Below are 12600 nucleotides of genomic sequence, written 5' to 3' on the forward strand. Positions count from 1 at the left end.
CTCATGCTGGGCACCACGGTGGCGGTGACCGCCGCCCTGCTCGCCTGCCTGGTCATCGGATTGCTTCCCGACCGGAAGGAAGAGGCAGGGCCTGCCGCGGCATCGCCGGTCGCCACGACCCGGGTGAGGGCCACCACACCGCCCGACACCAGCACCCCGCCCCCGTCGGGGACACCGACCGCGAGCAGCAGTTCGAGTCCGAAGGCCACCGCGAGCACCGCCTCGGCACGGCCGTCGGCCAAGACCACCTCGCGGTCCCCGCAACCGGCGTCCACCACGGCATCGTCGGCGGGGCGGATCCGGCCCGGCACCACCTACACCGGGGTCGCCACCGCGTACGAGGCCGAGGACGGCGACGGCGCCTGCCTGTTCGGCCCGAGTCCCGACCTGATGGTCGCCGCCATGAACACCACGGACTACGAGACGTCCAGGGCCTGCGGCGCGTACGTGCTCGTCCGCGCGGCCAACGGCAAGTCGATCACGGTACGGATCACCAACGAGTGCCCCCTGCCCTGCGCGCCCGGCCAACTCGACCTCAGCCAGGAGGCGTTCGCCGAGCTCGCCGACCTCAAGGTGGGCCGGATCCCGATCACCTGGCAGCTGGTGAGCCCGAGCACCACCGGCGCCATCTCCATCAGGTACAAGACCGGCTCCAGCGCCTACTGGTGCGGCATCCAGGCGATCGGCCACCGGAACCCGGTCGCGCGTCTGGAGGTCCGGACCGGTGGCGGCTGGCGGCAGTTGCCGCGCACCGAGTACAACTACTTCCTTTCCGCCGACGGCAGCGGGTGCGGCAAGACGATCAGGATCACCGACATCTACGGAGAACGACTGACCATCACCGGGATCGCGCTGCGGCCGAACGTCGTGCAGCCGGCCGGGGTCCAGTTCGCCCGGCACTGACCCCGTCCTGCGTCGGCACGCCCTTCCCACGGGACCGACGGGACGTCCGGACGGACGCCTGGCCGCGCACCGCCACGGCGTCCGTGCCGGAGACCGCGAGCACGGACAGCAGGACGAGTGCGCACGCCGGGCCCAGGACGGTCCAGGGCGCCAGCTCGACGTACGGCTGGTTCTCCGACAGCAGGCGCCCCCACTCCGCGGTGGGCGGCTGCTCGCCCAGGCCGAGGAAGCCGAGGGAGGCCAGTACGAGGACCGTGGTGGGCAGGCGCAGCAGGGCGTTGCGCAGGACGCCGGGCAGTACGGCGGGGAGCAGGTGGTAGCGGAGCAGGTATCCGGGGCCGGCGCCGAAGGATATGGACGCGAGCATGTGACCGCTGGCTCGTTCCTGCTGGAGCAGCGCGGCGGCCTGGGCGGCGTACGGGGTCCAGCCGACCAGGCAGACGGCCAGGGCGGCACCCCAGACCGACGGGCCGGTCACCGCGGTCGTCAGCAGTCCGGCGAGTACCGCCGGCATCGTCGACACGACCTCGGTGAGCCCCGCGCCGACCTGCGCCGCCATGCCGAGCAACAGGCCGGTGAGCGTGCACACCGCGGTGACCACGAGGGCCACGCCCACCGTGCGCAGCGCGCCATGGCCCAGCCGGGCCAGCAGATCGCGGCCGAGCGCGTCCGTTCCCATCGGGTGTGCGGTCGAGGGCGGGAGCAGCCGGGCCGCGGTGTCCACGTGGAGCGGATCGCGGAGCAGTCCGGCGGTGATCAGAGCGAGCAGCGCGAGTGCGCAGACCGCGGCGGCCCAGCGGGTGAAACGTCCTCGGGCAGCGGCCGGTGTGTGCGACGTGGCCAGGGCCCCGTCCCGCAGGGCCGGGCCGAGCAGGGCGCGGCGCAGGGCCTGGATGAGGACACCGGCGACGGCGCCGAGCAGGATGAGGGCCAGGGTGGCGGTCTGCAGGGGTGGCAGGTCCTGGGCGATGGCGGCGTCCAGGGCGAGGCGGCCGAGCCCGGGAATGTTGAAGATCCTCTCCACCGCGACGGCACCGCCGACCAGGCCCACCACGCTCGGCAGGAGCTGCGGGAGCACTCCGGCCAACGCGCGGCGCAGCGCGTGCCGGGCGACACGGCCGGGTGCGAATCCGCAGGCCCGCCAGGTCCGGGCCCACGGCTCGCTGAAGGCGGCCGGCAGCGACTGGTCGAGCAGACCGCCGATGACCGCCCCGGACGGGACACCGAGGGCGAGTGCCGGCAGCACCATCGACGCCGGTCCCTCCCATCCACTGGACGGGAACCAGCCCAGCCACACCCCGCACACGGTGGCGAGGAGCGAGGCGAGCAGGAACTTGGGCAGCGCGGCGAGGACGGCGACACCGATCGCGCCGCTCCCCCGCTGCAGCCGCCGCCGGGATCCGAGATACAGGGTGCGGGCACTGGCCAGCGCGGCGACCGCGACGGTGACCGCGAGCGCCCCGAGCATCAGCGTGACGGAGACCGCGAGGGCGTTCGTCACCTGGGGCAGCACCGCCTCACCTGACACCCAGGAGGTGCCCGCGTCGCCCCGCGGCAGCCCGCCCAGCCAGTGCGCGAGATGCGCGAACGGCCCCTCGTCCAGCCCCAGTTGCTCCCGAATCACGGCCAGTTGCTCCGCAGTCGGGTCCTGGTCGGCGGAACGGGCCCGCAGGACGGTCAGCGCGGGGTCGTTGCCGGACAGCCAGGGCAGCATGGCGACGGCCGTCAGCAGCGCGGCCCCGGCGGCGAGGCGGCCGAGACCCACGCGCCACCGGGACGGGCCGGCCTCGGTACCGGCCGACGTGACGCTCATCTGCCGCTACTTCAGGTGGGTGTCGACGTCGATCAGAGAGCGCTCGCGCGGGTCGAGGAGCACACCCTCGACGTCGGTCGCGATGCCCTGGACGACCTTCTCGTGGACCAGCGGCACGACGGCGTCGGTGCGCAGGATCCGCGCCTCTGCGGCCATGACCTCCTGCTGTCGCTTCGTCACGTCGTCTTCCGCCGCGGCGGACTTGATGGCCTGGTCCGCCTTGGAATCCTTCAGACGGGCGATGTTGTAGACCCCGTCGCTCGTGAAGTCGCTCGCCAGGTAGGCGACCGCGTCACCGGTGTCGAGGAGCGTCACCCGGGAGAAGACGAGGGCGTCGTACTTGCCGGCGAGGAGGTCGGCTTCCATCTGCGTGTACTCGCGGACGTCCTGCTTCACGGTGAAGCCGGCCTGCTCCAGCTGCTGTTGGAGCACGGTCGCGGCCTCGGGCAGTTCCGCGCGGTTGGTGTAGGTGGCCAGGCGCAGGGTCTTGCCCTTCGTGCCGGACTTGACCTGTGCCGTAGTGGCGGCTTCGGCGCGGCCGGTGACCTGGACGCGCTTGTCGGCGGCCCAGGGCACGGCGGGCCCGAACAGGCCCCGCGCGGGGTCGGCGTACCCGCCGAAGACGGAGTCGACGAGCGCGGAGCCGTCCACGGCCTCGCGGGCCGCCGCGCGCAGCGCCGGGTCGGTGAACATGCCGTTGCCGGTGTTGAGGATCAGGCTGTCGGTCCGTACGGAGGGCACTTCGTGACGGGTTTTCGCGTCCAGCAGCTTCGCCTGGGCGGTGGGAATCCACTCGGCGATGTCGACGGCGCCGCCGCGCAGGGCGTTGGCGCGGGCGGTGCCGTCGGCTATCCAGGTGACGTCGACGCCGGACGCCTCGGCCTTGCCGCCCCAGTAGCCGTCGTAACGGTCGAGGGCGGCCTTGGACTTGCCGCTGAGCCTCGTGATCTTGAAGGGCCCGGTTCCGGTTCCGATCGGGCTGGCGCTGCCGTCCTTGCCGTACGCCTTGGCGGAGAGAACGGCCAGTGCCGGGCTGGCCAGGCGCAGCGGGAGCACCGGATCGGCGGCCTTGGTACCGATGGTGACGGTGTCGGCGTCGTCGGCCTTCGCGGTGAGGGTGACGTCGCTGAGGACACGGGGCTTGGGCTGCGCGGCGTCCGCGTGGTCGAGGGCCAGGACGACGGACTCGGCGGTGAACGGCGTGCCGTCCTGGAAGGTGGCCTTGCGCAGCTCGAAGCTCCAGGTGGTCGGGTCGACCTGCTTCCAGGACTTCGCCAGCGCGGGCACGGCGGTGCCGTTCCTGTCCAGGGCGGTGAGTCCTTCGGCCACGGAGAGCTTGCTGAGCACGGTGGCGTCGTTGCTGTAGGGGGACAGCGCCTGCACCGGCGGTACCGCGAGCGCGATCCGCAGCCGCCCGGCCGAGCCGCCTCCCGCGCCCGAACCGGAGCCGGGTTCGCTCGACACGAAACATCCGGCCAGCAGCGGGGTGAGAGCAAGCGTCAGGAGGAGACCGCGGGAGGTCGTACGCATGGGTGTCCTGTCATGCGAGAGAGGGGGTCCGGGCCCTGCACAGCACGGACGGCGGTGCGGGCTCCGCCAGCATATAAGGCAAGCCTTACTTGATCTAGCTGGGTGGGTGAATTCTCAACTACCGAGATCGCGGCGACGTACGACAGCTCCCTGACGTCCGCGAACGGATCGCTCCACCATGGCCGGAATCGGGCTCACCTCGCCCCAGCCGGCCCATGATCAGGCTTTTGCCCATGCCGCGAGCCGGGCCCGCCGGGGCGGCCTCTCCCGCGAGACGATGTACCCACGGCTGCGCACCATCGAGCGTCTCCTCGCCCGTGATCTCGAATCGGGGGACCAGCGCACCGAGCTCCACGTGGCTCTCACGGCACTCGACGTGTGGCGAGCCGGCTGACGCGGATCCCGGTGCGGCCGGACGGCGGACGGCTACGGCCGAGCTACCCGACGGCTGACGGCAGCGGACCGCTGATGGCGGGGAGGCTCAGTCCTCGAAGCGCAACTCGGTCGTCGCCCGCCCCGCGGTGTCGGTGTGCACGGTGCCCTCAGGACCTCCGATCCGCAGTCGCCACGGGTGTGGGCTGTCGGTCGTGACGTGGAGGCGGTCTCCCTCGCGGCGGATGTCGAAGCGGGCCGTCTCGCCGGGGCCGTCCGGGCTGGGGATCACGACCGTGCGTTCGGCGCCGTCGGCGAAGGCGTGCACCCGCAGTTCGACGCCGTCCGCCCAGGCGGAGACCGGGTGCCGGTCGTCGGCGGCCAGCGGGATGACCGAGTCCGGGCGGGCCAGCAGCGGCAGGGTGTGGAAGCCGTGCTGCTCGCGGACCCAGCGCGGGCCGGTGACCTGAGCACCTGTCAGCACATTGGTCCACGTTCCCTCCGGCACGTAGTACTCGACCGTGCCGTCGTCGGTGAAGACCGGGGCCACGAGCAGGTCGTCGCCGAGCATGTACTGCCGGTCGAGGGTGGCGGCGGCGGGATCGTCGGGGAACTCCAGCACCATGGCGCGCATCACCGGGACACCGGAGGTGTGCGCCTGTTGCGCGGCGCGCTGGAGGTACGGGGCGAGCCGGTGCTTGAGCAGGGTGAACTCACGGGTGACGTCGACGGCTTCCTCCCCGTAGTCCCACGGCACGCGGTACGACTTGCTGCCGTGCAGGCGACTGTGCGAGGAGAGCAGCCCGAACTGCACCCAGCGCTTGAACACGGCCGGTGTCGGGGTGCCTTCGAAGCCGCCGATGTCGTGGCTCCAGAAGCCGAAGCCGGACAGGCCGAGGGAGAGCCCGCCGCGCAGGGACTCGGCCATGGCCTTGAAGTGGGACTCGCAGTCGCCGCCCCAGTGGACCGGGTACTGCTGGCCGCCGGCCGTGGCGGAGCGGGCGAACAGCAGCGCCTCGCCGTCGCCGCGCTCGGCGCGCAGCAGTTCGAAGACGGCCTGGTTGTAGAGGTGGGTGTAGTAGTTGTGCATCCGCTCGGGGTCGGAGCCGTCGTGCCAGACGACATCGGTGGGGATGCGCTCGCCGAAGTCGGTCTTGAAGCAGTCCACGCCCTGGTCGAGCAGCGTCTTGAGTTTGCCGAGGTACCACTCGCGCGCGGCCGGGTTCGTGAAGTCCACCAGGGCCATGCCGGGCTGCCACAGGTCCCACTGCCACACGCTGCCGTCCGGACGCCGCACCAGGTGGCCCTCGCGCATGCCTTCCTCGAACAGCGCCGATTTCTGCGCGATGTACGGGTTGATCCAGGCCGAGACCTTCAGTCCCCGCTCCCTGAGCCTGCTCAGCATGCCGGCCGGGTCGGGGAAGGTCTCGTCGTCCCAGTCGAAGTCGCACCACTGATAGCCGCGCATCCAGAAGCAGTCGAAGTGGAAGACGCTCAGCGGGATGCCGCGCTCGGCCATGCCGTCGACGAAGCGGTTGACGGTGGCCTCGTCGTAGTCGGTGGTGAAGGACGTGGTCAGCCACAGGCCCAGCGCCCAGGCCGGGGGCAGCGCGGGGCGTCCGGTCAGCGCGGTGTAGCGCTCCAGGATCTGCTTGGGGGTCGGGCCGTGGACGACGAAGAACTCCAGCGACTGGTCCTCGACGCTGAACTGGACCTGCCCGACCGACTCGGAGCCGATCTCGTAGCTGACCTTGCCCGGGTGGTTGACGAAGACGCCGTAGCCGCGGTTGGTCAGATGGAAGGGGATGTTCTTGTACGCCTGCTCGCTGCTGGTGCCGCCGTCGGCCTGCCAGATGTCCACCACCTGACCGTTCTTGACGAACGGGGTGAACCGCTCCCCCAGCCCGTACACCAGCTCCCCCACGTCCAGCGAGAGTTGTCCGAGCATGAAGTGCCGTCCGTCGGCGTCGGTGACGAAGCCGGTGCCGCGCTCGCCCATGGAGGTCAGCACCCGCCCGCCGGCGGTGAACTCCAGGTGCCACGGCTGGGAGGTGTCCACTCGCAGCGACAGCTCACCGGCGCTGAGCTCGACCACCGCGCCGTCCCGGCGCACCTTTCCGGCGTCCGGCTGGGTGCCCGGCAGCGTGAACTCCGGCCCGTGCCGCATCGAACCGGCGTGGTGGGTGGCGCGCACCCCGATCACGCCGTCCGCAGGCGACCAGCACTCGACGGTCAGCAGCGGGCTGTTGAGCATGCCGCCTCGATTGAGCACCTGCTTCACCGGCGCGTAGAGGGTCATCCGGTGCTCGTCGGCCCGGACGTCGGCGACTTCGGTTGCGTAGCGCGCGGTGATGCCCGGACGCATCAGCCAGTAGCCGTCGGTGAACTTCATCGGGTGGATTCCTCCGTCCGCGCGCGGTGCGCGGTGATCAGGCGCCGGAACCAGTGGTGACGGTCCTTGGGCGCTTCCTCGATCAGTTGGTCGTGGTGGTCCGGGCCCTCGGCGTCGACCGGCCCGGTGTCCTGGGGGTGCAGGCGGCGCCGGGCGGTCGAGAACCGGTGGTTGTGGTGGGCTGTGATCGTGGGGCCGAAGCGGAACCGGCGTGGGGTTCGGGGAACGGACCCGCCGAGGGCCCGGACGCGAAAGGCACGCTGCTCAGAGCTCCGGTGCCAGGCCGTGCCGGTGCAGCCAGGCCAGTTGGGTGGGCGGGTTGGAGCCGCAGCCGCCGCTGTGGTCGGCGAACGGCCACACGGTCATGGTGCGGTCCTCGCCCGCGTAGTGGTTGAAGGCGGCGTAGACCGTGGAGGGCGGGCAGACCGGGTCCATCAGACCGACGCTGAACAGTGCCGGAGCGGTGGCTCGTTGGGCGAAGTGGACACCGTCGAAGTAGTCGAGGGTGGTGAAGGTCTCCTCCACCCGGTGGCGGCTGTGCCAGCGCAGGTACTCGGTGATCTCCGGGTACGGGCCCTCGCCGCTGATCTGCACGGCACGGCGGAAGTGGCACAGGAACGGGACGTCCGTCAGCACCGCCGCGACGCGGTCCCCCATGAGGCCGGCGACGGCGAGTGCCAGGCCGCCCCCCCTGGCTGCCGCCGGCCAGCACGATCCGCCGGGTGTCCAGTCCGGGCAACTGCGCGACGGCGTCGACGGCGCGCACGCAGTCGGTCATCAGGCGCCGGTAGTAGTAGTGGTCGGGCGATTCGATCCCACGGGTCATGAAGCCCTTCACCCACTGGGTGCCGTCGCCCTCGCCCGGGTCCGGGGTGTCGTGCCCCTGGCCGCGGCTGTCGACGACGAGCTGGGCGTAGCCGGCGGAGGGCCAGAGCAGGTGGTCGGTGGGCAGTCCGCGTCCGCCGCTGTAACCGATGTAGGTGACGACGACCGGCAGCGGTCCGGCGGCATCGCGCGGGCGCAGCAGCCAGGCGGCCACGGGCTCACCACGCCAGCCGGGGAAGCGCACGTCGTCGACCTCGACGGTGCGCAGCAGGTGCTGGGAGGTGACCTGCTCCGCCTTGACCGCCTCGTCGTGCGACCGGGCCTCGGCGAGCGTTCGCTGCCAGAAGGCGTCGAAGTCCTTCGGGGCGGGCGATTGCGGCCGGTAGCCGTCGAGTTCGGCCGGGCCGAAGTCAGTGAGCGGCATGGGCGCTTCCTCCGGGTGAGGCGTTGTCGGGGGGTGGTTCGGTGCCGCACCGGCCGGGCCGGGTGGCGGCCCGCCGTTTCGGGCGGGCCGCCCTTCGCACGGGTGCGGGTAGGGGGACGGTGGGGGTGCGGGTAGGGGGACGGTGGGGGTGCGGGTACGGGTGGGGGCGCGGGTACGGGTGGCGTGCGGATACGGGTGGAAGTGCGGTCTCAGTCGGATGTGACGAGGCTGAAGGCGGCCAGCCGGAAGGCGCCGTGCAGCGTCAGCGTGAGGTCGTGGGCGCCCTCGGGCGGGGTGGCGAGCTCGGCCGCGCAGGTCGTCCAGGTGTGGCGGTCACCGCTGACGGGCACGCCGATCTCGGCCAGCAGCCGGTCGCCGGCCCGCAGTTCCAGCCGGGCCGCACCGGCCCGCGCGTCCTCGCGGGCGGTCTCGGCCTCCACGCGGACGGCGCCGGTGAGATCGACGCCACGGAAGAGCAGCGTCGCGGGCCGGTCCGGGTCGGTCGTGGTGACGGCGTCACCGCTGGTGCGGGTGGCGTCGACGATCTCGACGCCCGTGTGATCGTCGAAGTCGACGGCCAGGGTGCGCCGGTCGAGGACCGTGCGGGGCGCGGGGGCCGTTCCGGTCACGGTGAGCGGCGCGGTGAGAACCGGGTGCTCGGCGGAGCGGGCGACGGTGATCTCGTAGTCGCCGGGGTCGACGGTGAAGGCGCCGGTGGCGACGTCCCAGTGGGCGAGCCGTTCGGCCGGCATCCGGAAGGTCAGCTCCCGGCTCTCGCCCGGCTCCAGGCGGACCTTGCGGAAGTCGGCGAGGCGCTGCCGGGGTGCCTCGTAACGGGCGTCCAGGGCGCGGACGTAGAGCTGGACCAGTTCGCTGCCGGCCCGTGCGCCGGTGTTGGCCACCGTCACCGTGATCCGGACCTCGCCGTCCTGGGCGATCGAGGCGTGGGACAGCCGCAGGTCGCGGTGGGCGAAGTCGGTGTAGGACAGCCCGTGGCCGAAGGGGTAGAGCGGTGCGGCCCGGTGGTACTGGTAGGTCCAGCCGGCCTTGATGATGTCGTAGTCCAGCGGCTTCGGCAGCGGGTCGTCGCCTCGGTACCACGTCTGCGGCAGTCGGCCGGCGGGCTCGGCGTCGCCGAGCAGCACGGCTGCCAGCGCGTGACCTGTTTCCTGCCCGCCGTGGGAGGTCCACACCACGGCGGGCAGGTGCTCATCGGCCCAGTCGACGGCGTAGGGGTAGCTGCTCATCACCACCAGCGCCGTCTGCGGGCGGACCGCGTGGACCGTGCGAAGCAGCGTCTCCTGCCCCTCGGGCAGAGCGATGTCCGCGCGGTCCTCCGTCTCGCGGCCGTTGATCATCGGATGGTTGCCGAGGACGACGATCGCGGTGTCGGCCTGCTCGGCGGCGGCACGGGCCTCGGCCAGACCGTCGCGCACCAGTTCACGTCGCCAGCGCTCGGCGGTCTCGGGGCTGTCGGCCGTCATCGTCACCCGGCCGTCGGCGGGGTCGACGGCGGCGTAGCGGCCCGTATGGCGGTTGCGCAGCAGCACGGTCTCCTGGTCGCCACCGGGGGCGGGCTCCAGGAAGAAGGCTTCGTGCACGAACCAGCTCTTGATCCGTTCCTGGTCCGCCGCGAGTGAGCCGTCGTCCTTGAGGCTGAGGTAGCGGCCGGTGCCGGCGTCCCGGAGGGTGAGCGCACCGCCGCCCCAGTCGGCCACGTCGAAGGAAGTCCCGCACAGCAGGCGGCCGTCGGTACGCGAGCGCAGTCCGATACGGTCGGCACCCTCGACGCACACCACCTCGCCGCCGTGCTCGGTCAGGGCGGCTCGCAACCCGGCCGCGACCGTGACGCCGTAGGGCAGGGTGCCGCTGTACCAGTCCTCGCAGAGCATGTCGGCGAGAGGGCCGATGACCGCCACGCGGGGTGCGTTGCGCGCGGCCAGGGGCAGCGCTCCCTCGTTCTTGAGCAGCACCACCGACTCGGTCGCGGCGCGCCGCGCGAGGGCTCGGTGTTCGGGGCTGTCGATCACCTCGGCACCGATGCTCGCGTACGGGTCCAGGTCGGGGTCGAACTCGCCCAGCCGGAAGCGCAGTTGCAGCTGGCGCCGGACGGCCCGGTCGATGTCGCGTTCGTCGATCAGGCCGCGGTCCAGCGCCTCGCGCAGCCGGCCGATCACGGTCGCGCTGTCCTCGTTCTGGTCGGTGAAGCTGTCGATCCCGGCTTTCAGGGCGGCGGCGTGGCCCGCGGCGTGGTCGTCGAAGTAGTGCTCCGGGTCGACCAGGTTGGAGGGCGCCTCGGCGTCGCTGACCACGAACAGCTCATGGCCGGTCTGCTGTGCCCAGCGCCGCAGTTCCGTCTCGATGAGCGGGCTGACATGGCAGGGGCGGCCGTTGACGAGGTTGTACGCCGCCATCGCGCCGGTGGCCGCGCCGTCGGCGACGGCCGGGCGGAACGCCGCCAGGTCGTACTCGTGCAGCACGCGGGGCCGGACGACGGAGGAGGTGACACAGCGCTCGTCCTCGTTGTTGTAGGCGAGGAAGTGCTTGAGCACCGGGGCGGCGCGCAGATATGTCGGGTGGTCCCCTGCCAGGCCCCGGCAGTAGGCCGTCGCCAGCCGCCCTGTGTGCAGCGGGTCCTCGGAGTAGCCCTCCTCGTTGCGGCCCCAGCGCGGATCGCGCAGCAGGTTCACCACGGGCGCCCACGCCTGAAGGCTGTTGGTGCCGGAGCCGTTCGCGGGCGGGCGGTGCCGGTGGAAGGCGCGCATCTCCACCGACACGGCTGTGGCGACCTCGTGCACGAGGTCCTCGTCCCAGGTGGCCCCGAGCCCTACGGCCTGCGGGAAGACGGTGGCCTCGCCGAGCCAGGCCACGCCGTGCAGCGCCTCCGTGCCGGTGCGGAAGGAGGCGATGCCCAGGCGCTCCACGGACGGCGCGTACTGGTGCAGCAGCGCGATCCTCTCGTCGAGCGTGAGCCGTTGCAACAGGTCGTCGACGCGCTTGTCCCACGGGAGCGCGGGATCACGGAACGGCGGCCGGTCGACTTCGGAGGGGAAGGCAGAACCCACGGAGGAACTCCTCGACGAGCGGGAGAAGCATCGGTTGATGACAGCCATTGGTGAAGCGCTTCGACGCTGCCACCGCTTCCGATGGGTTGTCAATGCCCACATGGAGGATTGTTTCCATTACCCCTCACCTCTTGTTTCGCTGCAAAGCTCTCACTACCTTGCATCGCTAAGTGAAGCGCTTCGACACAGTTTCGAGTTCGAGGCGACCGCAGCCGACCGGAGAGAAGCCGAGAGACCACCATGGTGAGCATCGCGGACGTGGCCCGGCGCGCGGGCGTCTCGACGAGCACCGTCAGCCATGTGCTCAACGGCCGGACCTCGATGTCCGAAGCGACCCGGCGCCGCGTTCAGCGCTCCGTGGCCGAGCTCGGCTACCACCCCAACGCCGGCGCCAGGGCACTGGCCGGTCGCCGTTCGCACATCATCGCCCTGGTGATGCCGCTGCGCACCGACATGTACGTCCCGGTGATGATGGAGATCGCCGTCTCCGTCACCGCGACCGCCCGCCGGCACGGGTACGACGTCCTGCTGATCACGAGGGACGAAGGCCCCGAGGGCGTGCGGCGCGTCGCGGCGAGCGGCCTCGCGGAGGGCGTGATCCTCATGGACGTCGAGCTCGACGACCCGCGCATCCCGGTGCTGCGGGAGCAGGGCACCCAGGCCGCGCTCATCGGTCTGCCCGACGACGCGCACCGACTGTCCTGCGTGGACCACGACTTCGCGACCGCCGGGGCCCTGTGCGCGGATCATCTCGCCGACCTCGGCCACCGCGACGTCGCCTTCATCGGCTACGGCCCCCGGATCTACGAACGGCACGCCGGGTACGCCGAACGCGCCCTCGCCGGGTTCGCCGAGCGGGCCGCGGAACGCGGACTGCGCCTGCTGCACCGCCCGTGCGAGGGCACGTACGCGAGCACCGCCCACGTGCTCGACCGGGTCTTCGCCGAGCGGCCGGGAACCACCGGGTTCGTCGTGCAGAACGAGGGGGCGATCGGCCCGCTGCTCGGTCTGCTGCGCACCGGCGGGCGGACGGTCCCCGAGGACGCCTCGGTGGTCGCCCTCTGCCCGGAGCAACTCGCCGAGCAGCAGACGCCCGCCCTCACCTCCGTCTCGGGACCGGCCGCGGAACTGGGCCGGGTGGCGGTCGAGCAGGTGATGCGCCGCCTGGACGCCGTGTCACGGGGCACCGCGCCTGAGGACGAACGTGTGCTGCTGGCCCCCACCTTGGCGGTTCGTCGGAGCACCGGTCCGGCGCGGCCGTCGTAAGCCGGTTCCG

Annotated in this window: 6 protein-coding genes and 3 pseudogenes; 3 read left to right on the forward strand and 6 right to left on the reverse strand. The window is 71.9% G+C overall.

The genetic code is table 11. The features are described 5' to 3' along the window. Positions 1–3 precede the first annotated feature (3 nt). On the forward strand, positions 4–903 hold the full coding sequence (locus ACWCPI_RS17040; RefSeq protein WP_451038863.1) for an expansin EXLX1 family cellulose-binding protein: 900 nt from the start codon (positions 4–6) through the stop codon (positions 901–903). On the opposite strand, the gene ACWCPI_RS17045 is transcribed toward ACWCPI_RS17040, so the two are convergent. After that, positions 839–2716 (reverse strand): ABC transporter permease subunit, encoded by a 1878-nt coding sequence (locus ACWCPI_RS17045; protein WP_451038864.1) that lies wholly within the window; start codon positions 2714–2716, stop codon positions 839–841. The two genes, ACWCPI_RS17040 and ACWCPI_RS17045, sit on opposite strands and share 65 nt — an antisense overlap. Before the next feature lie 6 nt (positions 2717–2722). Further along, complete coding sequence (locus ACWCPI_RS17050; RefSeq protein ID WP_451038865.1) at positions 2723–4246, reverse strand: ABC transporter substrate-binding protein; 1524 nt, start codon at positions 4244–4246, stop codon at positions 2723–2725. Between the two features lie 247 nt (positions 4247–4493). Between ACWCPI_RS17050 and ACWCPI_RS17055 the strand changes: the two are divergent. Next, a pseudogene (locus ACWCPI_RS17055) lies at positions 4494–4640 on the forward strand (helix-turn-helix domain-containing protein); the annotation flags it as partial. Between the two features lie 87 nt (positions 4641–4727). On the opposite strand, the gene yicI reads toward ACWCPI_RS17055, so the two are convergent. From yicI to ACWCPI_RS17075, 4 genes and pseudogenes are all read right to left on the reverse strand, one after another. Beyond that, positions 4728–7010 carry an alpha-xylosidase gene (gene yicI / locus ACWCPI_RS17060; RefSeq protein ID WP_451038866.1) on the reverse strand — a complete coding sequence of 761 codons (2283 nt, stop codon included), beginning with the start codon at positions 7008–7010 and terminating at the stop codon, positions 4728–4730. Between the two features lie 264 nt (positions 7011–7274). Then, positions 7275–7667, reverse strand: coding sequence for an acetylxylan esterase (locus ACWCPI_RS17065; protein WP_451038867.1), 393 nt, complete (start codon positions 7665–7667; stop codon positions 7275–7277). Between the two features lie 88 nt (positions 7668–7755). Next, positions 7756–8259, reverse strand: a pseudogene (locus tag ACWCPI_RS17070) (acetylxylan esterase); the annotation flags it as partial. Positions 8260–8468: 209 nt separating this feature from the next. Further along, complete coding sequence (locus ACWCPI_RS17075; protein ID WP_451038868.1) at positions 8469–11372, reverse strand: glycoside hydrolase family 3 C-terminal domain-containing protein; 2904 nt, start codon at positions 11370–11372, stop codon at positions 8469–8471. Between the two features lie 186 nt (positions 11373–11558). On the opposite strand from ACWCPI_RS17075, the pseudogene ACWCPI_RS17080 reads away from it, so the two are divergent. Next, positions 11559–12590: pseudogene (locus ACWCPI_RS17080) on the forward strand (LacI family DNA-binding transcriptional regulator); the annotation flags it as partial. Positions 12591–12600: the final 10 nt, after the last annotated feature.

It is taken from the genome of Streptomyces sp. NPDC001920, assembly GCF_053594495.1.